Raw genomic sequence first — 26,902 nt, forward strand, 5'->3', positions numbered from 1 at the left:
CCCTGCCCCTCCCGTTCAGCGCTCAGTCGTTCATGAGGAGAACCCGATGCACTCCATGCGTCCCTGCCCCTTGCCCCGCGCTCGTGCGGGGCTGAAGCTCGCCTTCCCGCTCGCCCTGATCGCCGCCTGGCCTGTTGCCGCGACCGCGACGCCCCTGGTGTCCAACCCCCTGGGTGCCTGCCTGGAAGCCAAGGTCGACACCTGGGACATCCGTCTGGCGACCTGCAACGCCAGCGCCGCGCAGGACTTCAGCCTCACGCCGGTCAGCACGGGCAGCAGCATCTACACCCTCAAGAACGCGCAGGCCAATCTGTGCGTCTCCGCCACCGGCACCAGCTCCGGCTCGTTCGTGGAGCTGAACACCTGCCAGCCCACACAGACGGGCCAGCGCTTCTCGGTGGTGGCACTGGCGGGCGGCTCGACGGCCCAGCTCAAGCTGGCGGCCAACAACCTGTGCCTGACCGCGCCGACTCAACTGGCCCAGGTAGGCTTCTCGGTCGCGACCTGCAACACCGGCAATGCCAACCAGGCCTGGCGGCTCGCTGCGCCCACCCCGGCGCCTACGCCCGCACCGACTCCCGCACCCACCCCTGCGCCCACGCCGGCACCGACTCCCGCGCCTACCCCTGCACCGACACCTGCTCCCACGCCGGCACCCGCACCCGTCGAAACCAGCTTCACCGTCAGCACCGCCGAGATCGCCAATCCCGAGCGGGGCATGTACACCTGGGCCGCCGACAACCTGCTGCTGTGGACGCAGGCCGATGCCGACGCGCAGTTCCAGGCCGGCTACCGCGTTGTGTACGCCGCCGTGCGCCTGGACGCCTATGCCAACACCACGCTGCCGGCCAGCCTGCTCACGCAGCTCACCAATGGATTCGCGATCGCGCGCCGTGCCGGCCTGAAGCTGGTGCCGCGCTTCCTCTACAACTACCCGGCCAACGAGACCGAATACCAGAACGTGAAGGACGCGCCGCTGACGCGTGTGCTCGGCCACATCGACCAGCTCAAGCCGGTGCTGACGGCCAATGCCGATGTCATCGCCTATCTGCAGGCCGGCTTCGTCGGCGCCTGGGGCGAGTGGCACACCTCGTCCAACAACCTCACCGCCGCCAGCCCGCGCACGCAGATCCGCGATGCGCTGCTGAATGCGCTGCCGACCGACCGCTTCCTGCAGCTGCGCTATCCGCCGTATCTGATGCAGTGGGCCTCGCAGGTGCCGAGCTGGCGCGACGGGTCGGCGGCCTCGCGCATCGGCGTGCACAACGACTGCTTCCTGGCCTCGGCCACCGACGTCGGCACCTACAGCGAGGACGCCGCAACGCGCCAGAACGAGCGTAACTACACCGCCTCGCTGTCACGCGTGGCCCCCTTCGGTGCGGAAACCTGCAACCCTGCCGACGAGGAAGGCGCGGTGCCGCGCAGCAGTTGCACCGACATCCTGGCCGAGGGCAAGCAGTTCGGCCTGACCTATCTGAACAACGACTACTACCGCGACCTCTTCCACACCAAGTGGGAGCAGCAGGGCTGCATGGCGGAGGTCAAGCGCAGCATGGGCTACCGCTTCGAACTCTCTACCCTGCGCCACAGCGCGGCCGTGACGGCCGGACAGTCGGGGGACCTGCTGCTGACGGTTCGCAACAGCGGCTGGGCGCGCGCCTTCAACCCGCGGGCGCTGCATCTGCTGCTCAAGCACAAGACGACGAGCGCCGTCGTCCGCATCGCGCTGACGGCCGTCGACCCGAGAGGCTGGCTGCCCAACAGCACCAGCACCGTGTCGGCGGGCTTCACCGTGCCGGCGGGAACGCCGACGGGCGCCTACGACGTGCTGCTTGCCCTGCCAGACGGCTCCGCATCGCTCAGTGCCGACGTGCGCTATAGCGTGCGCCCTGCCAATGCGGACAACACCGCCAAGGCCCAGGCCTGGGATGCGGCGCTGGGCGCCTTCCGTGCCGGCACGACGCTGACCGTCCGTTGAACAACCTTCTCCAGGAGAAACGAATGTCCAGTTTCCATATCAAGCTCGCCGCCGCGAGCCTGCTGACCCTAGGCGCCACGCTGGCCTGCGCCGCTCCGACCGGCTTCGGCATGGTGGCCTACTGGGGTGAAACCGCCAGCACCTATGGCGGCCAGATCCCCAGCGGGGCCTATGTCGTCATCAACCCCAATAGCGGCGCCACCGGCCTGAGCGGCAGCCAGGTCACCAACTGGAAGGCCGTCATCGCCAACATCCGCGCCCAGGGCGGCAAGGTGCTGGGCTATGTGGCCACCGGCTACGACTACAACACCGCCGACGAACTGGCCCGCTACAACGCGATCAACGCCAACCTGACCGCCTACAAGACGACGCTGGGCGGCGTGGATGGCTTCTTCTTCGACGAGGCCGCCTTCGACGACGCGGCGCTGACCGACACGCAGAAGTGCAATGGCACGCCGCCGAAGTTCAGCGCCGTGCGCGCCAAGATGGCGGCCACCGGCACCAGCGGCACAGTGGTGTGGAACGCCGGCTGGCCGGGCGCCAGCAGTTGCTTCGTCAACGCGGCCAGCTATGGCGAGCACCTCGTCATCTACGAGGCCAAGTACAGCGACTACGTGGCCGCGGCGAGCTGGCTCAACGGCGGCGTGCAGAGCCTCGCCGCATCGCTGGGCGTGAAGACCTGGCTGCTGGTGCACTCGGCCACCCAGGCCGAGATGCGCTTGACGCTCAAGGGCAGCGCGGCCAACTACGTCTACGCCACCAGCATGACCTACAACCCCAGCCTGCCCTGGGGCGGCCCGATCTGGAACTACACGCCGACCTACTGGGGCAACGAGGCGCTGAGCGGCTCGGAGCGTTGGTGCCTGAACAGCCTGAAGACCGGCGGCAGCTGCTGAGGAAAGGAAGGAATATGAAGCGTTTGAAAACCCTCATCGCTGCATTAGCCCTTGCAAGCGCGGCGCCCTTCGCGTCGGCCATCGAGATCATCGTGCCGGCGTACTTCTATCCGTCCTGGATGCCGTCGCTGAACGAGTGGCACCAGCTCACCTGGGCCGCCCAGCAGGGTGCGCAGGTCACGGCCATCATGAACCCGGGCAACGGGCCGGGCCTGGCCTCCAACAGCGACTACGTGGCCTCGGTCAACGAGTTCCGCGCCGCGGGTGGCAAGGTGATCGGCTATGTCTACACCTGCTATGGCGTCAACCACTGCACCTCGGAAGTGCCGCCGACACGCTCGACGGGCGAGGTGCTGGCGGACGCGCAGAAGTATGCGAACTGGTATGGCGTGGACGGCGTCTTCCTCGACGAAATGGCGACGCTGCCGGGCGCGCTGCCGTTCTATCAGACCGTCAGCAACAGCCTGCGCGCGGCGCATCCGGGCTGGGAGATCGTCGGCAACCCGGGCGTGACGCCAACTGCAGGCTACACGGCGCTGGCGAACACGCTGATGAGCTTTGAAGGCTCGTACAGCGACTTCATCAACGGTTCCTTCCTGAGCGGGCTGACGAACGCCGCGTCGACCGGTGCCATCGTCCACAGCGTGGCAACGGAGGCCCAGATGCTGCAAGTGATGGGCCTGGCCAGGCAGCATGGGCTGGGGGCGATCTACGTCACCGATGGGACGATGGCGAGCGGCAATCCGTATCTGCATCTGCCGAGCTATTGGACGGCGGAGGTGGCGGCCGCGGCGGTGCCGGAGCCGGCGCAGGCCGGGATGCTGATGGCCGGGCTGGCCTTGATGGCCGGCATCGTGCGTCGGCGCCGTCGCTGAAGAGAAAAAGGGCGAGGCGCCTTTCGACGCCTCGCCCTCTGCTTAGGCGGCCAAGGCCGCGATGCTCTTCGGCGCCTCGGCGTAGTGGCCCAACTGCATCGTGAACTGCGCGCGACCTGAGCTGATCGCGCGCAGATGCCCGATGTAGCCGAACATCTGCTCCAGCGGCACCTCGGCGCTGAGCACGACGGCGTTGCCACGTGCATCCTGGCCATGCACATGGCCACGCCGGCGCAGCAGGTCGCCGATGACGTCGCCGAGATAGTCGGCCGGCGTGATGACCTCGACGGCCATCACCGGCTCCAGCACCACGGGCGAAGCCTTCATCACCGCCTCGCGCAGCGCCGCCGCCGCCGCCAGCTCGAAGGCCAGCGCCGACGAGTCGCGCACGTGGTGGCTGCCGTCTACCAGCGTCGCCTCGAAGTCCACCAGCGGATAGCCCGCGAACGGGCCAGACTGTGCGGCGCGGCGGATGCCAGCCTCCACCGCCGGGATGAACTCGCGCGGGATCGCGCCGCCCACCACCGTGTTCTCGAAGCGGATGCCCGTGCCCCGCGGCAGCGGCGCCACGCGCAGCGTCAGCTCGGCGAACTGGCCGGGGCCGCCGCTTTGCTTGCGGTGCAGATGGCGCACCTCGGCCGTGCCCGCGATGGTCTCGCGATAGGCGACCTGGGGTCGGCCGACCTGCACCTCGACGCCAAAGCGCGCACGCAGCTTCTCGATGGACACCTCGAGCTGAAGCTCACCCATGCCGGACAACAGCGTCTGGCCCGAATCCGGGTCCTGGCGCAGTCGCAGTGACGGGTCTTCGCGGACAAGCATGCCCAGGCCCTTCGAGAGGGCCGCAGCATCGGCCTGCTTGCGTGGCTCGATGGCGACGTCGATGACCGCCTCGGGCACAACGATGCTTTCCAGCACCGCGGCGTCCTTGCGCTCAGCCAGCGTGTGGCCGGTCAGCACCTCCTTCAGACCGACGACGCCCGCGATATCGCCCGCGACGAGTTCGTCGCGCTCGACGCGCTGGTCCGCATGGATCTCGTACAGGCGCGACACGCGCTCGGCCTTGCCGGTGCTGGCGTTGAACACCGTATCGCCGCGCTTGAGCTTGCCGCTGTAGACGCGCACGAACACCATCGCGCCGTGGTCATCGGCGGTCAGCTTGAAAGCGAGAGCAGACAGTGGACCTTCGGCCGCCGCAGCGGCTGGCCCTTCGCCAGGGCTGGGCAGGTAGGCGACGACGGCGTCCAGCAGCGGCTCGACACCACGGTTGCGGAAGGCCGAGCCGGCCAGCACGGGTACGAAAGCGCCCGCGATCGTGCCGCGGCGCAGGGCCGCACGCACATCGTCCAAAGGCAACTCGTCGCCGCGCAGCCAGGCATCCAGCAACGCGTCGCCCTGTTCGGCAGCGGCTTCCAGCAGGCGCGCACGCGCGGCCTCGGCGGCGCTTTGCAGCTCCGGCGGGATGGCTTGGACACGCGGCGGTGCCGAGGCGTCGTCGCGGTCCCAGACCAGGGCCTGCATCGTCAGCAGATCGACCACGCCACGGAAGTCGCCTTCCGCGCCGATGGGCAGCTGCAGCGGCAGTGCGCGCACGCCCAGGCGTTCCTGCAGGGATGCGACGACGCGCAGGAAGTCCGCGCCGACGCGGTCCAGCTTGTTGATGAAGGCCAGGCGCGGCACGCGGTACTCGTCCGCGAGGCGCCAGTTGGTCTCGGTCTGCGGTTCGACGCCGGCCACGCCGTCGAAGACGACGACGGCGCCGTCCAGCACGCGCAGGGAGCGGCGCACCTCGATGTTGAAGTCGATGTGCCCGGGCGTGTCGATCAGGTTGATCTGCGTGCCCTGCCAGTGCACGGTGGTAGCCGCGCTGTGGATGGTGATGCCGCGTGCGCGTTCCTGGGGGTCGAAGTCCATCGTCGTGTTGCCGTCGTTGACGTCGCCGATGCGATGGTTTTCGCCCGTGTAGAACAGGATGCGTTCGGTGGTCGTGGTCTTGCCAGCGTCGACGTGGGCGATGACGCCGATGTTGCGCAGGTTGCGGAAGTTATTCGAGTTCATGGTGATTCCAGATGCGGTGACTGTTGCCAGCCCCCGGTGGAACCACCTGGCAGGGCTAGCGCAAAGGCAGGACGCCGAAGCGCACGAGCGACGAGCAGGACTCAGCCGCGCTCCGGCGCTCGGGAATCGTGGCGATCAACTTGTCGAAGGTGCGGGTGCGCATGGTTGAACTCAGATCAGAAAAACAAAACCCCGGAGGGACGAACCTGCCGGGGTTTGGATTGACCGGAAGGCTTGGCGCCTTCCGAACACGGTCGAAGGGGCGCTCAGGTGTCGAGGCGGGCTTGGATCGTGTGGTTGAACTTCATGATGGGTGGATTGTGTTGCAGCCCGCGAGGCCTTGGTGCTTGTGGGGAGATGTGGCGGTGCGGCGGTGGACTTCTCAGCTGCAGCGGCACGGCTGCCGCAGGCTGTGTTCACGTCCATGTGCTCCGAGGCTGAACAGGCGTGGCGCTGGATGGGACGCTCGTCCATACGCGGTGGCCTAAGGAGGCGGGGCGGCTTTCGCAGCATGCGGTGTTGGACGTCGGCGCCCTGCACGGATAGAAGCTCGCTCGAGTACAAGCTCGAGGCCCCACTGTTCCTGACCTCAGATCAATCTTGCCGGCCACCCCATCGGATGCCGAAATCAGATCCCGCTGTGATGCGAAAGATTGACAGTGAAGTCCGCATATAAGCAGGCATTAGGATTACGCAGCTCGGGCTCGAACGCCAAGAGCCCAGCAGACCGTGCTCGAGATCGAATGCAACGTCCGATCTGCGTCGATGGGTGCCGGCGCGACGTGTCGATCTGTACTTATGGCATGCATGCGCGAACATGAGAGACCGGGATGGCCGAGTGCGGCTACAACGAGACATCGAACTGACGGCGGAATTCGCCTGGCGTGCAGCCTTCGATGCTGCGAAAGAACTTGATGAAGTTGGTCGCCTCGTCGAAGCCAAGCCGCTGCGCGATGGCGGAAATCGGCATCTTCGTGTGCACGAGCAGGCGCTTGGCTTCCAGCGCAAGGCGCGAGGCGATCAAGGCCTTCGCGCCGACGCCAGCCACCGCACTGCAGATGCGAGTGAGCGTCTTCTCGGAACATCCCATGGCATTTGCGTAGCGCGAAACGTGACGCCATTGATGCACGTTCTCGTCCAGAAGCCGTTTGAATAGACGGAAGCGCTCCGGCGCGTCGGACGCCGTTCCGGCGGATCGCTGTTGCTCGGCATGAAAGATGTGCAGCCGCGTCACCAGCGTTGTCAGTTCACTCTGGAGCAGCCAGTTCAGCAGCGGTTGCCGGGCGTCGAGCGCGCACTCCTCCTTCAGGCGCGCGAGCGTGTCGGCCAAAAACCGACCCGTCGACCGGTCGAGGCTCAGATTGCCAGGAAGCCCATCGACCAGTTCAGGCATCTGAAGGCGCTCCTCGCCTTGCGAAGCCTGCAAAAGCTCGGGTCGGAACAGCAGGAGGTTCGCATCCCAACGGCTTCCCGGCCCGAAGCGGTGAACCTGCCCGGGCCGAATGGTCAGCAGCGAACCGCCGCCACACTCGATGTGGCTGAAGTCCACCACGGCGCGGCATATTCCACGTCTGACGTGCACGAACATGTGAAAGTCGTAGCGGTGGTAGCGCTGCAGGTGGGCTCGGGACACCCTCCGTCTCAGGTCCGACATCGAGAAGACCTCGAGATCCAGCGCCCTCTCGGCCGAGGGCTGATATCGGACCTGCTCGACATCGATGGGTCTAGTTCCGCGCGGCATCGATCCATTGTCCGATATTCACCATTTCGGCAACCGACTTTGATCGTGTCGAACACGCCGGCAACTCGAACAATACGAGACCGCGGGCACGGGGCGGCCACCATGCTCCGGCTCCCATCCTGATAGACAGTCCGAGGCGACCGATGCAAACCACAAACCGACAGTTCATGGCTCGCTTCGTGGAGTTCATCAACACCGCGGACCCGCGGCTCGCCACAGAATTGGTTTCCCCTGACGCCGTGTTTCAGGTTCCGGGGCGCGCCGAACCCGTGCACGGGCCACAAGGCTACCTGGAGATCATCGGGATGATGCGCGGCGGATTCCCCGATATCCAGTGGACTCTTGAGGAAACCGTCGTCGAAGGTAACGTGATCGCGGCGCGATTCACGATGCGCGGGACGCAGCGCGGAGCCTTCTTCGGCGTGCCTCCCACCGGCAAGACGATTGCCGTGCAAGCGCTGAACATCTACCGGCTTTCGACCGGGAAGATCGTCTCCGAAGTGGGGCAGCCGGACCTGCTCGGACTGATGCAGCAGATCGGCGGGTTGCCGGTTCCTGAGAGCCTGTGAGTGCCGTTTGCATCGACCTCCGGTACAGGCAGTAGTGCGCCGCCGTCGCTCTACAAGTTCGATCGCACGAACTGGCCGCTGCTCATCTCTTCCGAGGCTGGCCGGCATCCTGGTGGCATCTGCGGCGTCTCGGTCTATGGCTCAGGCGCGACTACGAAGGTCGCCTTCCGTGTGTCCGGCACGTGAGGAGGCGTGGGCTGGGTGCAGATGGTGATGCGCTCGGCCACAGCCGGCGCCACGTGTCAGGAAGTTGGCAGATCGATTACAACTTCACCGACCATCTACGGCCGCGTGTTCATATCTCGGCCGAGGGCGTGACTACAACTACTGAGTCTTGCCGCGACAACATTGCGAAAAGACATATTTCATCCAAGAGGAAACGAATGCCGTTGGCACTGAACACCGTGTCCCATGCCCGTCGCGTTGCGATCGCCTTCCTGAGTGCGGGGGTCGCAGCTTGCGGCGGCGGAGGCGGCTCGCCGACAACCGCACCTGCACCCGCACCTGCACCTGCACCTGCTCCTGCTCCTGCTCCTGCACCTGCACCTGCACCTGCACCTGCACCTGCTCCTTCGATCACTACAGCCCTCGGCAAGCCCGGCCGGCTCCTCGTGGGCCTCGGCGCGGCCAGTCCTATCGCGGACATGAAGGCCCAGCAGATCGCTCCGGACATCATCGATACCTATCTCGTGGCGGTTACGGGTTTCAACTCTGGCGGCGGCGGTAACGCATGGCCTCAATGGCAATACAACTATCCGGACGGTGGCGTCATAACGGTCTTCTCCAACGACGTCGCGGCCATGGGCGCCGTGCCGATGTTCACCCTGTTCCAGATGCCTTCCCTGCGGGGTGGCGATGTCACCGTCATCAACGACGCGCCGTTCATGGCCGCCTACTGGGCGCAAGTCAAGTTGATGTACCAGAAGATCGCCGAGACCGGCCGCCCCACCCTGGTCAACCTCGAGCCTGACTTCTGGGGCTTCGCAGAGGGCAGTGCACCCGGCGGCGACCCGGCGAAGTTGCCGGCGCGCGTGAGCACGGTGCCGGAATGCGCCAGCCTACCGAATACGGCCGTTGGCGTTGTCGGTTGCCTGTTGAAGCTCGGGCGGACGTATGCGCCCAAGGCGAGGATGGGCTTCCCCCCGTCGATGTGGTACGGGAACCCAGACGCCACCGGCAGCTTCATGGCAAAACTCGGTGCAGACAAGGCCGACTTCATCGTGGCGCAAACGAGCGATCGCGACGCAGGTTGCTTTGAAGTCCCGACACCCGTGGACGAGTGCGCGGGTCGCGGCACCGGCCCGTTCTACTTGGATGAGAACAACGTCACCACGCCGAATTTCAACCAAAGCCTCGACCAGTGGAAGACGCTACGAAGCCACCTGGGCAACCTGCCGATCCTGTTCTGGCAGACCCCCATGGGCGTGCCCTCGACGACCCCCGGCGGAACGCCGAAGCACTATCGGGACAACCACGTCCAGTACATGCTGACGCATCCAACGCAGTACACGGGCAACGGTGTATTCGCGCTCGTCTTCAGTCCCGGGGGCGCCACGTCGGCGGACATCACGAACGACGGCGGCCAGTTCGCGCGCCTGTTCAAGGCCTACCTGGCGAACCCGGCTCCATTTCCCCCCTGAGCTCAACGGGAGAACAAGGAACTGCGATTCTGAGCCGGTCGTTACGCCACCCGCTTCGTGATGATGAGTACGGGGGCCGGCACGAGCCGTGGTTCGCTCAAGCTTGCCGAGCCGCGGCCAACAGCAGAAGCAATGTTCCGCCGCTGTGGTGGCCGTGCAGCATGGAGCGGCAAATGGAGGCCTTCTCAATCTCAAGATTGGGACGGCGGCGGAGTGGCTCCATTTTGAAACGGCGCCGATATGGCCCGTCGCCCGTTCCTATGCGTGGCGCCCCAACACTGGATGGCTGCGGCGGGTCGGCCACCACTTGGACGGCGTCTAGCATTGTCTTCACCTTGGACAATTCCTCGCCTTGCCTCGACTTCGGGTGGCGCCACGATGGTATGCGAGCGGCGTCGCATCGGCCCGGTAGACCTCCTGTTGGCGGTCGTCACCGAAGGTCAGCAACTGGCCGAAAGCCGTCAGCCCCGCCAAGCTAGCTGCACCCCTCAAGCCCGCAGCGGCGTGGCCGCCAACTGCGCCGTCGTCGCGTTGCGATAGGGCGCGCAGAGCTGCTCGACGTAGGCCTGGTGCTGCGGCAGCCCGGCCACGGTGCGCGAGACCTTGAGGTGGATGTCGCCGAGGAAGGTGGCCAGCTCCTGCTTGCCCATCAGGTCGGCCACCGGGTGGTAGCGCTCGGGCGTGATGCCCTGGCCCATCATGACCTGGACCCAGGAGTTCTCGGCGAACAGCTCGTCGCTGGGGCGGAAGACGCGGCCGGTCTCGCGGAAGAGGTCGATGCGGTGGCGCAGCGTGGCGGGCAGGTCCATCTCGCGCACATGCTTCCAGAGCTTGGAGTCGGTGCGCTCGTTGACGGTGTAGTGCAGCACGATGAAGTCACGGATGTGCTCCAGCTCGCGCTTGGACTGCAGGTTGAACTCGTCGACGTCAGACTGCTGGATGCCGCCTTGCGGGAAGGTTTGCATCAGGCGGATAGCGGCGCGCTGGATGAGGTGGATGCTGGTGGACTCCAGCGGCTCGACGAAGCCGCTGGCCAGGCCCACGGCGATGCAGTTGCGATGCCAGACCTTGTCGCGCTGGCCGGGCAGGAACTTGATGACGCGCGGCTGGATCAGCAGCTCGCCCTCGACGTTCTTCTTCAGCACTTCGGGCGCGTCGGCGTCGCTGAGCTCCTTGCTGCTGTAGACCAGGCCGTTGCCGACGCGGTTCTGCAGCGGGATGCGCCATTGCCAGCCGAAGGGGTGGCAGATGGAGCGGGTGTAGGGCCAGGCCTCGCGCACCGAGGCGGTCTGCACGGCCACGGCGCGGTCGCAGGGCAGCCAGTAGGACCAGTCCTCGTAGCCCACACCCAGGGCTTCGCCGATCAGCATGGAGCGAAAGCCCGTGCAGTCGATGAAGAGGTCACCGTCGATGCGCGTGCCGTCCTGCATCTGCAGGGCAGTGATGTCGCCATCTTTGCCCTGCGGGCCGTCCATCAGCACGGCGCCGATCTTGCCCTCGATGCGCTGCACGCCGTAGCCCTCGCTCATCGCGCGCAGGTACTTGGCGTAGCGGCCGGCGTCCATGTGGTACGCGTAGTTCAGCCCATTGCGCGGCAGGTGGGCGAAGCGGTTGGCGTAGGCGGCGACCGTCTCGGGGTTGTAGTCGGTGTAGGTCTTGGACAGGCCTTCCGCCCGGCCCTTGAGCCAGAAGTGCTGGAAGCCGGCGCTCCAATGGTCGTTGCCTGTCGAGCCGAAGGAGTGGAAGTAGTCTTGGCCGATGTCCTTCCAGCCCTCGAAGGCGATGCCGAGCTTGAAGGTCGCATTCGTCGCGGCCATGAACTCGGCCTCGTTGATGCCGAGCAGGTTGTGATAGGTGTGCAGCGCGGGAATGGTGGCCTCGCCGACGCCGACGGTGCCGATCTCCTCGGACTCGACCAGCTTGATGTCGAGCCGCTTGCCAAGCAGCTTGCCCATCAGGGCGGCCATCATCCAGCCGGCGGTGCCGCCGCCGGCGATGACGACGCGGTTGAATTCCTTCATGGTGGTGTTCATCGTTTCAACTGGGTCAGGAGTTGCGCGCGGGCCTGGCGCGAAAGGGTGTCGTCGATGGGGCCGAGCAGGCCGCGAGCGGCCTCGGGGATGTGGGCCCAGGTGTTGGCGTCGGCGTCGAAGACGAAATGCTGGAAGTGGCGCTGCCAGATGCGACGCTCCTTCTCGGGCAGGTCGCGCAGCGTCATCAGCGCCAGGTGCAGGGTGGACAGCGGCGAGTCGACGTAGTCGGGCGTCTGGCGCCACCACGCGTTGATGAGCAGGTTGACCGGCGCCAGCCCTTCGATGTGGTGGAACCACATGCTGGGGATGAAGATGGCGTCGCCGGGTTCGAGCTCGGCCACCTCGCCGGCGTCGAGCGCACGGGCGAAGCGCGGGAAGCGCTCGAGGTCGGGCTTCTCGAAGTCGACCAGGCTGACGGGCTGGCCGGCGGGCGTCGGATCCAGCGGGCCCATGTAGAGGTTGCCAATCTGCTCGGGCGGGAAGACCGTGAAGCGGCGCCGGCCGGCGGCGACGATGGCGAGGTTGTCCGGCAGGTCGTAGTGGGCGGCGATGCGGGTGCGGTTGCCCAGCCACAGGCTGACCAGGGCGTCGCGGTTGCCCAAGCCCAGCACGTTGGCATCGAGGAAGCTAGGCAGCACGGCCTCCACGGTCGTCGAGCCGACATAGAGGGCGGGTGGCTCGGGCGTTGCAGCCAGGCCGAGCAGGCCGGTCAGCACCTGGTCCAGCGTCGCGGCGTAGCGGCTGAAGTTGAAGCTGGTCAGCGTCTCGTCGGCATAGAAGACGCGGCCACGGGCCTCGGGCGCCAGCTGGAAAAGGCCGATGCGCACGCCGTTGTAGAAGCCCATCAGATAGCGGGCCAGGGCCTCGTCGGACTGACGTGCGGCCTGAACGACGGGCCAGTGCGCGAAGCCACCACGCACGACATAGGGCCGGTCGCCGGTCAGCAGTTCGGCGGGCAGGTTGTTCGGGTCGAAAGGCCCCGTCCAGGCCGGTACTGCTTGCATGATCAGAGCTTGCTTTGTCGCTCGACAAGGTCTTGCAACTGCTGCAGCGACGCGATCTGCATGTAGATGGGCAGCAGATGGCCCTCGCGGGCCAGGGCTTCCAGCGCGTCGCCCGGCAGGGCGGCCAGGCGCTCCTCGTGGATGGTGAAGAGGCCCGACAGCCGGCCCGGCTCGCCGCTCGTCGATTCGATGTCGATGACGAAGGGCTCCAGCAACTGGTGGCGGGTCAGCGCCTCGATGAAGACGGGCAGGTGCTGGGCCTGGGCGTGCAGGTGCTCCATCAGCTGCACGACATGGTCGAGGTAGTCGCTGAAGCCGCCGTGCGGCATGAAGATGGCGGCGCCGACCTCGCCATCCTCGGGCCGCACGATGCGCGGGCTGTCCATGTCGATGTGCAACTGCAGGCTGTCGTCTGGAGCGCGGCCGATCATGAAGGGATCGCGCTGCAGGGCCATGGGTACGACGGGGGCATCCCAGCCCGTGTCGGTCAGGAAGAGGTTCTGGCCTTCCTCCAGGCCGAACAGGGCGACGGGCTGGAAACCGGTCCCGGCTGCGGCGCCTTCAACCAGCTGGAAGACGATGGGGAAATGAGCCTGCAACTGGCGGAACTCGGCGGGCAGGGCCAAGGCCGACTGGCGCGCATCGCCCAGGGCGGCGGAGCGCTCGGCGTGGACGCGCAGATGGCGGTGGGTGACGTTGTCGAGCAGGGTGGGGCGGGTCATGTCTCGGTCTTGTGAATATGGTCGAGCAGGCTGCGGTGGCCGGGCAGGCCGGGCACGAAGCGGCGGGCCTGGCGGGCGGCTTCGTCGAAGCAGGCCTGGGCTGCCTGGAGTTTGGCGGCGGGCAGGCTTTCAGCGTCAGGGCGGAAACCCATGCCGTAGAGCACGTACTGGTAACTGGCCGAGGGGAAGACCTCGTCGATGCGGCCAAAGTCATGCCGCGCTGGTGCACGCATCTGCCACTGCGGCAGCAGCTCGCGCAGGCGCTCGGGCCAGGTGGCCGGGTCGCGATGGGCGCGCCAGTAGTCGCTGTCGTCGCGTTGGCTGAGCGCGTAATGCAGCTTCAGAAAGTCGATGACGCGGGCCCAGCGGTAGCTGAAGTCGTCGTTGAAGCGGCGCGCGACGGCTTCCATGGAAGCGCGCGTCATCGGCAGCTCGTCGCACAGCCGCTGGGCGGACAGCTCGACGAGTGCGAGGGCCGAGGCCTCCAGCGGCTCGATGAAGCCCGAGGCCAGGCCGATGGCGACGCAGTTGCGCACCCAGAACTGTTCGCGGTAGCCCGGGTCGAAGCGGATGGAGCGTGGCGTGGGCCGCTCGGCCGGCGCACCGGTGGCGTCGAGATAGGCGGTCAGCGCCGCATGGGCCTCGTCGTCGCTGGCATGGTCCCGCGAGTAGACGCAGCCGACGCCGCGGCGCGAGGGCAGGCCGATGTCCCAGATCCAGCCCTTGGCCCAGGCGGTGGCGACAGTGACCGAGGCCAGCGGCGCGTCGGGTGTGGCGTAGGGCACCTGCACTGGCAGCGCCGCGTCATTGAAGAGCGCCTCGCGCTCGCTCTTCAATGGCACGCCGAAATGCTGTCCTATCAAGCGCGACGTGAGGCCGGAGCAGTCGATGAAGAGGTCAGCTTTGATTTCGCCGTGCTCGCGGGTCCGCAGCGCGGCAATGTCGCCGTTCTCAAACGAGAGGACGGCCTCAACATGGTCGATGACGTGGTGCACACCGAGCTTGGCAACGGCGTGCTCGCGCAGCATCTGGCCGAACAGGCCGGCATCGAAGTGATAGGCATAGTTGGCGACGGCCGCGAAGTCGGGCGTCTGCACCTGCTTGGGCGCGCGGCCGGCTTCGCAGACCTGCACCGAGGGGCTGACGACATCGGCAAAGGGGCGTTGGCCCTGAGTGGCCAGCCAGGGCTGCACCAAGTCGACGTCGCCATAGCCGACGGGCAGCATGAAGGGGTGGTAGTAGCGGTCACCGTCCGAGCCGGCGCCGCCGCGGGCCCAGCCGTCAAAGCGCGAGCCTTGCTTGAACGAGACCTGGCAGCGGCGGATGAATTCAGGCTCTGACAGGCCGATACGGCGCAGCGTGTCGCGCATGGACGGCCAGGTGCCCTCGCCGACGCCGATGGTCGGCACGTCAGTGGATTCGATCAGCGTGATCCTCAAATCGGGGTGCTCGGCCGCCAGCAGACCAGCGACCAGCCAGCCGGCCGAGCCGCCACCCAGCACCACCACCTCACGCAGCCTGTCGTTCAAGATCTGGTCCCCAGAAGTAAAAAGGGCCGCTCGCGCGGCCTCGCCAAGCGGCGAACAAGGACGGTGCCCCAGAGCGCGAGCACCGCCGAACCAGACTTTGCCTCACAAGAAAGGAAGGGAGAGTCCCGACTTTCCTTGACCCCTGGCAGGGCGGGCCGGGGGAAGCCCCGGCCCTGAGGCGGTTTCTTAGAACTTGTAGCGTGCGCCGATCATGAAGCGACGGCCCAACTGCGTGACGGCACCCATCTGGTTCTCGTTGCGCATGTGCGTGCGGGTGTACTCGTCGGTCAGGTTGATGGCTTCGAACTGGAAGCGCAGATGGGAGTTGAAGTTGTAGCCCAGGCTCAGGTCGAACTGACCGTAGGGCTCGACAAACAGCGGCTGGGCGCCTTCCGCTCCGGGGAAGTTGGCAGCCAGGAACTTGCCACGCCAGTTGTAGGCCAGGCGGGTCGTGAAGGTCTCGTTCTCGAAGAAACCCACCAGGTTGCCGGAGTCGCCCATGCCGACCAGCACGTCGGTCTGCGCACCCCGCTTGTTGACGTCGTAGCTGAGGTCGGATTTCACCTTGGTGAAGTTGGCCGACACGCCGAAGCCGCTGTTGCCGAAGATGTGCTGGGCGTTCAGCTCGATCCCGTTGATTTTGCTCCTGCGCTGGTTGTTGACGAAGGTGCCGAGCCTGAAGATCAGCAGCGGGTCGTTGGGCTGGGCGGTGATGGTGCCGAGCGACGTGCCAGGCGCACCGGGGCTGACGCCGGGAGCGGTTGGGAAGTTCGCAAAGATGTACTTGCGGATGCACTCCGAATCCGCGCCGCAGCCACCGGCCGTCTGGGCCTGGTTGTACATCGCGCTTCCGACCGGTGTGTGCAGATTGAACAGGTTCTCCCTGGTTTCGTCCGCTTGGTTGTAGTCCTTGAGGGACTTGCGGAAGTAGCTCGCCGCGACGTAGCTGCTCTTGGCGTAGTAGTGCTCGGCGGAGAAGTCGATATTGCTCGACTTCAGCGGCCTCAGGTTGGGATTGCCCACAGAACCTACACCACCATCGACGCGCGCCAGGGGATCCAGTCGCTGACCGCCTTGGATGGCGTTCCAGGCCGGGCGGCCGATGGTCTGGCCGTAGCTGACGCGCAGCTTGGTATCGGACGTCACGTCGGCGCTGAGGTCGATGGACGGCAGGAAGTAGTCGTACTTGCCGCTGCGCTCCGCGGAGCGCGTACCACTGAAGCTGATGGGGATTTCGTTGTTGGCAACCCAGGCTACCGACACCGGGATCTTCTCTGTGGACGGCGAGCTGACCTTGGTGCGCTCGTAGCGAGCACCGAGGGCGGCCTCCATCGGCACACCCCAATCCCAGGCCAGGTTGTACTGGCCGAAGACGGCTTGCGACTTTTCCGTCGTGCGGAAATCATCGCTCCAGTCGAACGAGGCCTTCAGCAGGGCGTCCGAGCCCAGCGACTTGATGGCCGCGGCGCGCAGGTCTTCGAAGTTGAAATAGAAGAACTGATTGAACAGGCGCGAGTCGTTGGAGCCCGGGATGCGGCTGAAGTACTTGCTGATGGAGTCGGCATGCCAGATGTCGTCCGGCATGGCGGCGGGGCCGCCCGCGGCGCCGCCGCCCCAGGTGTCGCGCTGCACGTTGGCGAAGGCCGAGCGGTTCTTGACGTTGGTCAGCGACAGGCCGAAGTCCAGGCTGCTGTCGTCGTTGATCTTCCAGTTGCCCTTGGTCTGCAACTGGTCAATCTGGTTCTTTTGGTAGCTGTTGCCGAACACCGAGCCTTGTAGTTCCTGCTTGGTCGGGTCCAGCGTCGCGCCGGCGATGCCCAGCACCGGGAACTTGTTGCTGAAGTCGACGAAGGTGTCGCCGCGGTTCAGCGACGCGGTGGCCAGCGTCACCGCGGTGCCGAGCGGATCATTGGCGCCCGAGGTGGCGGTGGAGTGATGGGCGTCGATGTCGAAGCTCAGCGCGTCGGTGGCCTTCCACTTCAGGTTCAGGCCGATCTGCTGGTTCTTGTTCTTGGTCTGGATGCGCGAGGCACCCATGGCCAGGTCGGAGTTGGCCATGTGCTCGCCGTAGATGACGGGCGAGGAGGGCGAACCGGTCTGGAATTCGCCGAATTGACCCCCGTAGTTGAACCAGGCGGAGATGTCGTTGCGGCGCTGGCGGAACTTCTGCTCCGACATGACGAAGTCCAGCGTGCCGACCAGATCCTTGGTGGGCTTGAACTGCATGACGAGCTGGCCGTTCAGGCGCTCGCGGTGCACGCCGGTGAACGAGTAGTTCAGGTTCTGCGGCACGCTGTAGATGGAGCCGATGGCCGGACGGTTCTTGATTTCCGTCGACGTCTTGGGCAGGCCGCCCCAGACGGCGTTGGAGCCGCTCCAGTCGTTGTCCTGGATACCGTCGAAAGTCTTCCAGCCGCTGCTGACGTTGGCCTGCGAGTAGCCGGAATCGCGCACCTGGTAGGTGCCCATCAGCGCGATGCCGAAGGTGCCGTCGTTGGTTTGCGTGCTGTAGATGCCGCTCAGTTCAGGCGTGGCGTTCTTGCCCTGCTCCTCGCCAGGCAGGCGGCGGGCGGATTGGTCGCTCACCAGCTTCACGCCGACCTGGGCGACGGTTTCCTTGATGTCGAAGGGACGGGGCGTGCGGACATTGATGGTCGCACCCATGCCGCCGGTCGGGCTGCTGGCGCGGCTGGTCTTGTAGACCTCCAGGGCCGCGACGCCATCCGAAGCGAGATTGGAGAAGTCGAACGAGCGGGAGCTGGGCGCGCTGCCATCGACGCTGGCACCAGGCATCTGGCGGCCATTGAGCAATACAAGGTTGAAGTCCGGGCCCATGCCGCGCACGGTGATGCGGGTGCCTTCGCCGTTGGCGCGGTCGATGGACACGCCGCTGATGCGGCTCAGCGATTCAGCCAGGTTGGTATCGGGGAACTTGCCGATGTCTTCGGCAACGATGCCGTCAACCAGTCCGGACGACGAGCGCTTCAGGTTGACCGAGGTCTCCAGCGACTTGCGGATGCCGGTGACGATGACCGTTTCCAGCTGCGTGGTGCTGGCCAGCGCCTGCGGCACCGAGGTGGACGGTGTGGGGCCGGCATTGGGATTGGCAGGGCCCTGGCCGGGGCCGCCTTGGGCCAGCGCGGCGCCGGCGAACAGCAGGCCGCTTGCGGCAGCGAGGTTTGTGAGGCGAAGGGCAGGGCGTAGCTGTCTCATTCACTTGTCTCCAGTAGTTGTGGTCTTGTCGAGTGATGCTCGATGACGAGCTGAAAGCGCTTTCAAGAATACGCGAATGGCAGCGCTTTCAACCTAGGCAACACCCTCGGTCTGCTGCTTCGCGACAACGCAGGACGGGAGGTTGGCGGGGCTATCCCGCGCTGGCCCGATGTGACCGCTCCCATGGGAGGCGGTGTGAAAATTGGGCGGGCGCTAAGGGTAGTTCTGGGTTGAAACGCAGCGAGCTGGTGAAAGCAATGAAAGCGCTTTCAAATAATGATGCGTCTCGCCTCGAGGATCGGCCACATGGTTTACCCGAGCTGAACAACAGTCAGCCCCTCGCCCGGTCGCGCCACGCTGAAAGCGGGCGCGCCCAAGCGGGGACCGCGCTGCGACTGAGCCGCAGCGCTTCGGCAGGCACATTACGTCCACTGGACGTGATGTGTCCGGCCTCAGCCCCCGAGGGGACGGCGATGCTTGCCGGATTGACCGGCAAGCACCTCGCCTCACGCGGGCCGGCTCGGGAGCGGCCTAGCGCTCGGCCCGCAAATGCCGATGCAGCTACCTTTGCATCCGGCGCGTGCTCTCACGCACGACGAGCTCGGGAGCGGGCAGTTGGGCCCTGGGTTTACCGCCACGCAGCATTTCGAGCATGGCGGTCGCGGCTTCCACGCCGATCTCGTAAACCGACTGGCGCACGGTGGTCAGCGGCGGCATGGCGTAGCGCGCCATGATGAGGTCGTCGAAACCAACGAGCGACACGTCGTCGGGCACGCGCAGGTTGCGCCGGTGCAGGCCCAGGCAGGCGCCGATGGCCATCTGGTCGTTGGACGCGAACAGGGCCGTGAAATGAGCATCGCGCTCCAGCAGCCGCGTCACCGACAGCATGCCGCCGGCTTCGGTGTAGTCGCTTTGCACGATGAGATCCTGGTCGACGGCGATGCCGGCCGCGGCCAGCGCATCAAAGTAGCCGTTCTGGCGCTCTACGGCATCGTCGTGCATGAGGTCGCCAGCGATGAAGGCGATCTTGCGATGCCCCTGGTCGATCAGATGCTGGGTGGCCAGGCGCGCACCCTGGCGGTTGTCGAAGCTGAAGCTGAAGAGCTGGGGCCCGGACAGCTGGCGGCCAACGACGATGACGGGCAGGCTGTCCGACACCTTGGTCAGCTCGGCGTCCGAAATGCGGCCGGCCAGCACGATGACACCGTCGACACGGCGCGACAGCAGGGTCTCGATGGCCTTGCGCTCATCGTCCTCATGCCAGTTGCCGGACACGAACAGCGGCACATAGCCGGCGCGTTCCAGCTCACGCTCGATGCCGAGCAGGGCTTCACCGTAGAACGGGCTGGAGATGATCTGCGTGACGACGCCGACGGAGAGAGTCCGCCCGCCGGCGAGGCCCCGTGCCACCGGGTTGGGCCGAAAGCCCAGCTCCTGGATGGCGGCCTGCACGGCGTCCTTCTTGGCCTGGCTGACCGCGGCCGTGCCGTTCAGGATGCGCGACACCGTGCTCGGCGACACGCCGGCCATTTCCGCCACCTGCTCCAGCGTGACGACGCCGTCGGGGCGGCTTGAAGGCGCTTTCTTGGCGGGAGTCTTGGCGTTCATCGGCGGTGGCGAAGGGAAGCCATGAGTGTAGGTGCCATGAAAAAGGGCCGCTGCTGCGGCCCTTTGGCGTGCCTTGGTGCGAAACGCGGATCAGAGTTTGGTGAACCTGATCCAGTTCAGATTCCATCCGCCCTGCTGCGCGAACACGCCGACGTTGTAGGTGCCGGCATTGATGTTCACCGTGTGCGAGATGGTCGTCCAGTTTTGCCAGCCGCCGGTGTTGGGCACGCCCAGCTGGCCGAGCTGGATGCTGCCCGCGTTCAGGTCCAGCGACAGCGTGCCGCCGGCAGCGCTCGCCACGCGGTACTCGACGCGGTAGCTGCCGCTGGTGGGGAAGGTCACGCTGTTGTAGGCCATCCAGTCATTGGTATCGATCCAGCCCACGTTCTGGCCGCCCTCCGAGCAGGCTTCCAGCTGGACGCCGGCCTGCGCGCTGAAGGCCTCGGCTTCGATCTGGCGCGACCAGGCCGGGGCGGCCTTGGAGACGATGACGGAGGTGGCCCGGTCGTTGAAGCCTTGGTCCACCAGGCAGCCGGTGTCGCCGGCCCGGGTCACGCTGGCACCGGTGAAGTTGTCCCCGTCGAACAGCTGCACCTGGTAGCCGGCGTTCACGCGCAGCGACGACAGGTCGTTGTCCCTCACGCCGCGAGCCTGCAGCTGCGCCAGCGTGTAGTTGCCTTCAGGCAGGGCCGCCGAATAGCCGCCGTAATTGCAGTCCTGGTAGACCGTGGCCACGCCGCCGGCGGCAGGCGCGTAGACACGCACATAGTCCACAACCATCTTGGCGGGGAGCGCGGCGGTGTTGACGTTGAAGCCCGGCCAGTTGCCGCCGATGGCGAAGTTCAGCAGCAGGAAGAAGTCCTTCTGGAATTCGTCGGTGCCATTGACGCTGCCCGCGATGTTGGCTTCGTGGTACTTGGTGCCGTCGACATACCAGCGGATGGCGTTGGTGTCCCACTCCACGGCATAGACATGCCAGTCGCTCACGGTGGTGGCGATGTTGCCGCCGTACTGGGCGTACTGGCCGTTGTTGTCCTGCCAATGGATGGTGCCGTAGACCTTCTGCTCGTCGTTGACGTGTTCCATCACGTCGATCTCCCCGGAGGCCGGCCAGCCGACCTGCGGCAGGTTGGCGCCCAGCATCCAGAACGCCGGCCAGGCGCCGAGGAAAGCGGGCAGCTTCATGCGCGCTTCGAGGCGGCCGAACTTGAAGGTTTTGAGCCCCTGCGTCTTCATGCGCGCCGAGGTGTAGGCCATGCCGCCGAAGTTCTCGCGCTTGGCCGTGATGACCAGGGCGTTGTTCTCGATGGTGGCGTTCTCGCGCCGGTAGTACTGAAGCTCGTTGTTGCCCCAGCCGCCGGCGCCGGTCTCGAAGACCCAGTTCGGGCCGATGCTGCCGTTGAACTCGTCGCTCCAGACGAGCTGCCACTGGGCATGGGCGAGGCTCGCTGTGGCCATCAGCAACCCGGCCAAGGCGGGCCGGATGAGGGATCGAAGCAGATTCATTGAATGTCTCCAACAAGTGGTTGTGGTGCCCGTCGCCTGTATCGGCAACTTGAAAGCGCTTTCAAGCGTAAGCGGACGGATGCCTGGGCGGCAACACCTGGCGTGTGCCTGAACTCAGGGACGGGGAGACCCGAAGCCCCTCGTCCAAGGAAATACCTTGGCCGGTCCCCCGAGGGGACGGCGATGCTTGCGGCATCGAGCCGCAAGCACATCGCCTAAGGCGGGCCGGCTAGGGAGCGGCCCGGCGCTCGGCCCGCGAACGCCGGGTTCGGAACGTCAGGGCAGAGCGTTCAGCGCGTTGCGCACGCCGTTGGAGAAGGACTGCCCATCCTTCTTGTCCCAGTTGATGGACCAGGTCATGACGCCCTTCAAGGTCGGGTAGGCCACCGGCGGCTTGATGGCGCCGCACTGGGTCAGCCGCGTCAGGCAGTTCAGCGCCGCCGTGATGGTGGCGAGGCTGGCCTGGCCACTGTTGGCCGACGACGGGCCCGACGGCAGGCCGAAGGCGACCTGGTCGGGCGGGATGCCGCGGAAGACATACGGCCCGCTGCCGTTGTTGGTCGTGAAGCCCTCGATCAGCATGCGGCTGGCGGCCACCAGCATGTCGGTGCTGCCCTCGGCGAGTCCCTGCGTCGCATAGGGCGTGTAGACGGCGCCGTTGTTGTAGTACTGGACATGCAGCACCGAGAGTTCGTCGCGCAGGCCGTCGATGATGGGCAGGTAGGCGCCCCAGATGCCGCTGTTGGCGACATAGCCGCCCTGCACATACGGGTGCTCCGGTGCCATCGACAGATAGAAGCTGCTGCCGATGCGGGCCTTCAGCTGCTTTACGGCGGTGACGAGGTTGGTGATGACCGGCGCGCCCGACGTGACGCCGGCGCCACTTTCCAGGTCGATGTCGATGCCGTCAAAGCCGTATTTGCGCAGGATGGCCTCGACACTGTTGACGAAGTTGGTCACTTGGGTGGCGTTGGTCAGCGTGACCGTGCCGTTCTGGCCGCCGAAGGACAGCACGACCTTCTTGCCCTTGGCGCGCGCTGCGGCGATGTCGGCGATGAAGCGCGCTTCGCCGCCGGAGCCCGAGTCGAGGTTGAAGGTGATGCTGCCGTTGCCGCCGTCATCGGCAAAGGCCACGACGATGACGTCATAGGCCGCCGGCACATCGCTGATCGGGAAGGTGGCCCCCGACGGGTTGGTGAAGTTGTGCCAGTAGCCGATGAGCTGGTGCTTGCCGGGTGGCGGTGCGGGCGTGGGCGAAGGTGCCGGTGTGGGCGCTGGGGTCGGCGCAGGCGTGGGAGCCGGTGTTGGAGCGGGAGTAGGCGCCGGGGCCGGTGCGGGTGTTGGCGCAGGTGAGGGCGCCGGTGTGCCGCTGACGATGGTCCAGGGCTGGCCGGAGCCGGCCGGGCCGTTGTGCGTGGATGGGTTGTCGCCCTGGGTCCACCAGTTGGCCTTGTAGTTCACGCCCTGATAGGACACGACGGCGCCGGCCGAATAGGCGGTGCTGGCGCTCCAGGTACCGGCCGGCGTGGGGGCGGGAGCCGGCGTGGGAGCCGGTGTCGGCGCAGGTGTTGGGGCTGGGGTGGGCGCGGGCGTTGGCGCCGGTGTGGGCGCAGGGGCCGGGCCCGACGCCGGGCCGATGTCCGTCCACAGCGAGGTGTTGGTCGGGTTCCAGCCGGTGGAGGCGTAATCGGTCTGGTTGACGGTGGCCTTGTAGATGCGGCCGTTGTAGGTCACGACCGTGCCGGCCGTGTAGTAGACGTCGGCATGCCAGGCCGGGTAGGTCTGGGCAAAGGCGGGGTTGCTCAGCAGCAGGGCACCAGCGAGCAGCCAGGGCGTGGCCGCGCGCGGCAAAGGTGGGCGCGAGATCATGGAAAGTCTCCGAAGGGGATGGAAAAGGCCGCCGCCCGGCAGACCGGTGCGGCGGCGATTCAGCTCAGCGGAGCTGCTTACTTCCAGGGCGCGTTCTGCAGCGCCGGGTCGTCGACGAGGTTGAGCAGGCCGGCGGCCTTCTTGCCGATGGAGCCGGGCGAGGCCAGCGGCGCGCTGCCGCAGCTGCCGCTTGCCGTCTTCAGCGCCTGCCACAGCATGGCGCCGTCACGCGGGTTCTTGTTGGCCAGCGTGCTGGTCGTCACCGCGTTCAGATAGCGCTCCACCGAATAGGCCTGGTTGATGTTGACGCCATAGCTGTTCTGCAGGATGACGGAGCCCGTGCACTGCGCGTCGGCGTTGTTCACCACCAGATTCGCGCCGCTCCAGCCTTCCGGCGACGTCTCGAAGCCGATGGACACGATGGTGCTGGCCGGGAAGAGCTGGCGGTACTGCTTCCAGGCGGTCACGCCGTCGAAGTGCTCGAAGCGCGCGTCGTACGTCATGATGTTGACGATGTTGAACGCCGTCTTCAGCGCCGGGTAGGCGTTGACGAGCAGGCGCTCGCCGCCGGCCTTGCCGCCCCAATAGCTGGTGCCCACGCCGTTGCACTGCGGGTCGCTGCCTGTGGAAGCGGTGCAGTCCGAGCCGGACGACCAGGCGGCCACCGTCAGGATGCGCCCGCCGCCGGCCAAATCCACGGCCTTGCGCATGGCCTTCACGGCGCCGGCGTAAGCGTCCGTCGTGATGCCGTCGACCTCGTAGTCGACGTCCAGCCCGTCGAAGCCGACGTCCTTCATCAGGTTGGACAGGGCCGTGATGGTCGGGCCGCTGCCCGCATGGCCTTCAGCCGACAAGGTGCCCCAGCTGTTGTAGGTGGCGCCACCCACGGCCAGGATGACCTTGATGTTGCGGGCGTGCAGCACGTCGATGGCGGCTTTGATGTCCGACGGCCGGCCGTTGAAGTTGATGCCGGTGCCCGACCAGTTGTTGGTCGCCATGCCGCCCCACGAGAAGTTGGGCTGGGCAAAGGCCGCCACCACGTGGGTGTAGCTGGCCGGAATGCGCGCGAAGTTACTGGCCGCGAAAACCTGGTTCATCGTCATGCCAGTGGCATCGAACCAGTTGTCGCTCCAGCTCGGGTAGTAGACGGTGTAGGCGCGGCCGTTCTGGGTGGCGGACTTGGCGTTCGGGTCGCTCAGGCCGGGCGCCGGGGCAGGCGAGGGGGCCGGGCTGGGCGAGGGACTCGGCGACGGGCTCGGGCTGGGCGCGGGGCCGGTCGTGCACGCGCCTTGCGAGGTCCAGGGCTGGCCGCTGCCGACCGGGCCGTTGTTGGTGGCGGGGTCGTTGCCCTGGGTCCACCAGTTGGCCTTGTAGTTGGTCGTGCCCTTGCTGGCGATGGCGCCACCGTTGTAGGCCGTGGTGCTGGACCACACAGGCGCGCAGGTGCCGGTGGGTGCCGGCGCGGGGCTGGGGGCGGGTGACGGGGCCGGCGTGGGAGCGGGCGTCGGCGCAGGGGTCGGGGCGGGCGTGGGCGCAGGCGACGGCGCCGGGCCGGAGGCGGGGCCGAGGTCCGTCCACAGCGAGGCGTTGGTCGGGTTCCAGCCGGTGGATGAATAGTCGGTCTGGTTGACGAGGGCGCGGTAGTTGTGGCCCTGATAGGTCACGACGGTGCCGGCCGTGTAGTAGACGTCGGGCGCCCAGGCGGGATAGGTCTGGGCCAGGGCGCTGGTGGCGCTGGCGCCGAGTGCGAAGGCGGTGGCGGTGATGGCGGCAAGGCGACGCAGTTGCTGCATCGGGATGCCGGTAGAGGGCTGCTTCATGAGAGACGTTCCTGTTGTGCCAAGGTCTCGTTGAAAAGGAGAGTCCCAACGGGGCTCTCCGGCGGCTGGCCTGCCTCTCCGTGCAGGCTCTTTGGAGCTGGTTCTAACTGGTATGCATCCAGTTTGCGACTGCTACCACCTCTTAAATACCACTTTGCCACCAGTGATTTCGGCGTCACCGGTGGAAACCCGGGGTTCGGGTGACAAAACGTTGCTGTCGCGGGTTGGGCGCCTTCGTCTGAAGTTGCCCTAGGGTTTGTGCTGCTGGGGCGTCGCACCCGCTAGAAGCACAATCTTGAAAGCGCTTTCAAACCATGTCCGACTCCCATTCCTTCCCCCGTCGCCACCTGCTCGCGGCCGCCCTTGGCGGCGCTGCCGGCCTGAGCCACGCCAAGGAGCAGTCGCCACTGACCGTGGCCGCATTCCCACTGGTCGACGTCATCGCCAAGGATGTGCTCAAGGGCTGGAACCAGCGTCACCCCGAGATCCGCACCGAGGTCATCAGCCGCCAGTACGACGACCACCACACGGCGATGACGACAGCGCTATCGACCTCCGGCCACTTGCCCGACGTCATCGCGCTGGAGACGAGCTACCTCGGTCGCTTCTCGCTGGGCACGGGGCTGGAGGATTTGTCGGCGCCGGCCTTTGGCGCCGAGCGCTTCAAGGACCGCTTCGTGTCCTTCGCCATTGAGACGGCGCGCAACCGCGAGGGCGCCATCGTCGCCCTGCCCACCGACATCGGCCCCGGCTCGCTGTTCTATCGCGCCGACCTGCTGGCCCAGGCCGGCCTGAAGGAAGCCGACCTGACGCAGTCCTGGGAGGCCTACGTCGACGCCGGCATGCAGCTCAAGGCCAAGACCGGCGCCTACCTGATCGGCGACGTGCGCCTGCTCAAGGACATCATCGTGCGCGGCGGCACGCCGCCGGGCGAGGGCCAGTTCTTCGACAACCAGGGCCGCGCGCAGATCACGTCGCCGCGCTTCGTGCGAGCCTTCGAGCTGGCGCAGAAGGTGCGCCGGCAGAAGCTGGACGCGCGCGTCGAGGTCTGGTTCAACGATTGGGCCGAGATGCTCAAGCGCGGCCGCCTGGCCACCGAGCTGTCGGGCGGCTGGATGGCCGGCCAGATGGCCAACTGGGTGGCACCGCAGACGGCCGGCAAATGGCGCATCGCGCAACTGCCCGAGAACACCTACTGCTCCTACGGCGGCACCTACTACGCCATCCCGCGCCGCTCGGCGCCCGAGCGCAAGCAGCTCGCCTGGCAACTGATCCAGGAGCTGACGCTGGACCGCCAGCGCCAGCTCGAGGCCTTCAAGTCGCAAGACGCCTTCCCGGCCCTGCTGGATGCGCAGCAGGACGCCTTCTTCGACCAGCCGGTACCCTTCCTGGGCGGCCAGCACGCACGCCTGCTGTGGCGCGACGCCGCGCGGCGCATCCCCGTCGTCAAGATGCACAAGCAGCACAAGTTCGCCGACGAGGTCATCAACGCCGAGCTCGACAACGTGCTCGAGTACGGCAAGCCCATCCACCAGGCATTGGAGGATGCTCAGGCGCTGTTGGTGCACAGGGCGAATCGGTGATGGTTGCTCGTTCGAACCGGGGTGTTTTGGCCAAGCCCAGCCGGGATTTCGTCCCGGCGGCCGACCTACTTTTTGCGCCGCCAAAAAGTAGGCAAAAAGCTCTCCCCTGCGAAACCGCCCCTGTCGGGGTCCCCTGCGATGCTCGCGTTCAAACAAAGGGGCGCGAAGTCAGAAGTTGATGCGAGCTGCGCTCGCGCCTCGGGCTCCTGCGCTTCTCGGCGGTTTAGAAGGGGAGGCCCCGAACAGCCACAACAGCCA

At 66.4% G+C, this 26,902-nt stretch carries 17 protein-coding genes; 6 read left to right on the forward strand and 11 right to left on the reverse strand.

The genetic code is table 11. The features are described 5' to 3' along the window. The first annotated feature begins 46 nt into the window (after window positions 1-46). From ASC91_RS05665 to ASC91_RS05675, 3 genes are read left to right on the forward strand one after another with little or no spacing between them, the layout of a single operon-like run. Complete coding sequence (locus tag ASC91_RS05665) at window positions 47-1,978, forward strand: DUF4832 domain-containing protein (protein WP_082532459.1); 1,932 nt, start codon at window positions 47-49, stop codon at window positions 1,976-1,978. Between the two features lie 23 nt (window positions 1,979-2,001). Further along, window positions 2,002-2,874, forward strand: a complete 873-nt coding sequence (locus ASC91_RS05670; protein WP_056193575.1) for a spherulation-specific family 4 protein — start codon at window positions 2,002-2,004, stop codon at window positions 2,872-2,874. A gap of 14 nt (window positions 2,875-2,888) precedes the next feature. Next, window positions 2,889-3,749 carry a spherulation-specific family 4 protein gene (locus ASC91_RS05675; RefSeq protein ID WP_056193578.1) on the forward strand — a complete coding sequence of 287 codons (861 nt, stop codon included), beginning with the start codon at window positions 2,889-2,891 and terminating at the stop codon, window positions 3,747-3,749. A 42-nt stretch (window positions 3,750-3,791) separates the two neighbouring features. Here the strand turns inward: ASC91_RS05675 and fusA are convergent, their stop codons facing one another. Together fusA and ASC91_RS05685 are read right to left on the reverse strand one after the other, a co-directional pair. Beyond that, a complete protein-coding gene (fusA, locus tag ASC91_RS05680) occupies window positions 3,792-5,807 on the reverse strand; it encodes an elongation factor G (RefSeq protein ID WP_056193581.1) in 2,016 nt (671 codons plus the stop codon). An 844-nt stretch (window positions 5,808-6,651) separates the two neighbouring features. After that, complete coding sequence (locus tag ASC91_RS05685; protein WP_056193584.1) at window positions 6,652-7,548, reverse strand: helix-turn-helix transcriptional regulator; 897 nt, start codon at window positions 7,546-7,548, stop codon at window positions 6,652-6,654. 143 nt (window positions 7,549-7,691) lie between these two features. On the opposite strand from ASC91_RS05685, the gene ASC91_RS05690 reads away from it, so the two are divergent. Beyond that, window positions 7,692-8,117: an ester cyclase gene (locus ASC91_RS05690; protein WP_056193587.1), complete on the forward strand. Its 426-nt coding sequence runs from the start codon at window positions 7,692-7,694 to the stop codon at window positions 8,115-8,117. Between the two features lie 644 nt (window positions 8,118-8,761). After that, window positions 8,762-9,757, forward strand: coding sequence for a hypothetical protein (locus ASC91_RS05695; protein WP_056193590.1), 996 nt, complete (start codon window positions 8,762-8,764; stop codon window positions 9,755-9,757). Window positions 9,758-10,245: 488 nt separating this feature from the next. Here the strand turns inward: ASC91_RS05695 and ASC91_RS05700 are convergent, their stop codons facing one another. The 9 genes from ASC91_RS05700 to ASC91_RS05740 all read right to left on the reverse strand — a co-directional run bounded on the left by ASC91_RS05700 (window position 10,246) and on the right by ASC91_RS05740 (window position 25,061). Continuing rightward, entirely contained in the window at window positions 10,246-11,790 is a 1,545-nt protein-coding gene (locus ASC91_RS05700) for a tryptophan halogenase family protein (RefSeq protein ID WP_200955227.1), read from the reverse strand. Then, complete coding sequence (locus ASC91_RS05705) at window positions 11,787-12,794, reverse strand: cupin-like domain-containing protein (protein ID WP_056193593.1); 1,008 nt, start codon at window positions 12,792-12,794, stop codon at window positions 11,787-11,789. The genes ASC91_RS05700 and ASC91_RS05705 overlap by 4 nt, the downstream gene beginning before the upstream one ends. 2 nt (window positions 12,795-12,796) lie before the next feature. Further along, window positions 12,797-13,516, reverse strand: a complete 720-nt coding sequence (locus ASC91_RS05710; protein ID WP_056193596.1) for a SapC family protein — start codon at window positions 13,514-13,516, stop codon at window positions 12,797-12,799. Then, a complete protein-coding gene (locus ASC91_RS05715; RefSeq protein WP_056193600.1) occupies window positions 13,513-15,045 on the reverse strand; it encodes a tryptophan halogenase family protein in 1,533 nt (510 codons plus the stop codon). The genes ASC91_RS05710 and ASC91_RS05715 overlap by 4 nt, the downstream gene beginning before the upstream one ends. Before the next feature lie 186 nt (window positions 15,046-15,231). Beyond that, a complete protein-coding gene (locus ASC91_RS05720; RefSeq protein ID WP_056193603.1) occupies window positions 15,232-18,258 on the reverse strand; it encodes a TonB-dependent receptor in 3,027 nt (1,008 codons plus the stop codon). A 561-nt stretch (window positions 18,259-18,819) separates the two neighbouring features. Continuing rightward, window positions 18,820-19,866, reverse strand: a complete 1,047-nt coding sequence (locus tag ASC91_RS05725; protein ID WP_056193606.1) for a LacI family DNA-binding transcriptional regulator — start codon at window positions 19,864-19,866, stop codon at window positions 18,820-18,822. 90 nt (window positions 19,867-19,956) lie between these two features. Next, window positions 19,957-21,372 carry a carbohydrate-binding protein gene (locus tag ASC91_RS05730; RefSeq protein WP_082532461.1) on the reverse strand — a complete coding sequence of 472 codons (1,416 nt, stop codon included), beginning with the start codon at window positions 21,370-21,372 and terminating at the stop codon, window positions 19,957-19,959. Between the two features lie 276 nt (window positions 21,373-21,648). After that, on the reverse strand, window positions 21,649-23,241 hold the full coding sequence (locus ASC91_RS28745; RefSeq protein WP_082532462.1) for a chitinase: 1,593 nt from the start codon (window positions 23,239-23,241) through the stop codon (window positions 21,649-21,651). A gap of 77 nt (window positions 23,242-23,318) precedes the next feature. Then, window positions 23,319-25,061 (reverse strand): glycosyl hydrolase family 18 protein, encoded by a 1,743-nt coding sequence (locus ASC91_RS05740; protein ID WP_056193609.1) that lies wholly within the window; start codon window positions 25,059-25,061, stop codon window positions 23,319-23,321. A gap of 314 nt (window positions 25,062-25,375) precedes the next feature. Between ASC91_RS05740 and ASC91_RS05745 the strand changes: the two genes are divergently transcribed. After that, a complete protein-coding gene (locus ASC91_RS05745; RefSeq protein WP_056193612.1) occupies window positions 25,376-26,644 on the forward strand; it encodes an ABC transporter substrate-binding protein in 1,269 nt (422 codons plus the stop codon). Window positions 26,645-26,902: the final 258 nt, after the last annotated feature.

Source organism: Pelomonas sp. Root1237 (genome assembly GCF_001425055.1).
In the GTDB taxonomy this organism is placed as follows: domain Bacteria; phylum Pseudomonadota; class Gammaproteobacteria; order Burkholderiales; family Burkholderiaceae_C; genus Pelomonas.

What these genes read in the sequence shown, in the direction of transcription:
- ASC91_RS05670 (WP_056193575.1), top strand. Translation starts at nt 2,002, where the DNA reads ATGTCCAGTTTCCATATCAAGCTCGCCGCCGCGAGCCTGCTGACCCTA.
- ASC91_RS05695 (WP_056193590.1), top strand. Translation starts at nt 8,762, where the DNA reads ATGAAGGCCCAGCAGATCGCTCCGGACATCATCGATACCTATCTCGTG.
- ASC91_RS05730 (WP_082532461.1), bottom strand. Translation starts at nt 21,372, where the DNA reads ATGAATCTGCTTCGATCCCTCATCCGGCCCGCCTTGGCCGGGTTGCTG.
- ASC91_RS05745 (WP_056193612.1), top strand. Translation starts at nt 25,376, where the DNA reads ATGTCCGACTCCCATTCCTTCCCCCGTCGCCACCTGCTCGCGGCCGCC.
- ASC91_RS05675 (WP_056193578.1), top strand. Translation starts at nt 2,889, where the DNA reads ATGAAGCGTTTGAAAACCCTCATCGCTGCATTAGCCCTTGCAAGCGCG.
- ASC91_RS05665 (WP_082532459.1), top strand. Translation starts at nt 47, where the DNA reads ATGCACTCCATGCGTCCCTGCCCCTTGCCCCGCGCTCGTGCGGGGCTG.
- ASC91_RS05700 (WP_200955227.1), bottom strand. Translation starts at nt 11,790, where the DNA reads ATGAACACCACCATGAAGGAATTCAACCGCGTCGTCATCGCCGGCGGC.
- ASC91_RS05705 (WP_056193593.1), bottom strand. Translation starts at nt 12,794, where the DNA reads ATGCAAGCAGTACCGGCCTGGACGGGGCCTTTCGACCCGAACAACCTG.
- ASC91_RS05685 (WP_056193584.1), bottom strand. Translation starts at nt 7,548, where the DNA reads ATGCCGCGCGGAACTAGACCCATCGATGTCGAGCAGGTCCGATATCAG.
- ASC91_RS05740 (WP_056193609.1), bottom strand. Translation starts at nt 25,061, where the DNA reads ATGAAGCAGCCCTCTACCGGCATCCCGATGCAGCAACTGCGTCGCCTT.
- ASC91_RS28745 (WP_082532462.1), bottom strand. Translation starts at nt 23,241, where the DNA reads ATGATCTCGCGCCCACCTTTGCCGCGCGCGGCCACGCCCTGGCTGCTC.
- fusA (WP_056193581.1), bottom strand. Translation starts at nt 5,807, where the DNA reads ATGAACTCGAATAACTTCCGCAACCTGCGCAACATCGGCGTCATCGCC.
- ASC91_RS05720 (WP_056193603.1), bottom strand. Translation starts at nt 18,258, where the DNA reads ATGAGACAGCTACGCCCTGCCCTTCGCCTCACAAACCTCGCTGCCGCA.
- ASC91_RS05690 (WP_056193587.1), top strand. Translation starts at nt 7,692, where the DNA reads ATGCAAACCACAAACCGACAGTTCATGGCTCGCTTCGTGGAGTTCATC.
- ASC91_RS05710 (WP_056193596.1), bottom strand. Translation starts at nt 13,516, where the DNA reads ATGACCCGCCCCACCCTGCTCGACAACGTCACCCACCGCCATCTGCGC.
- ASC91_RS05725 (WP_056193606.1), bottom strand. Translation starts at nt 19,866, where the DNA reads ATGAACGCCAAGACTCCCGCCAAGAAAGCGCCTTCAAGCCGCCCCGAC.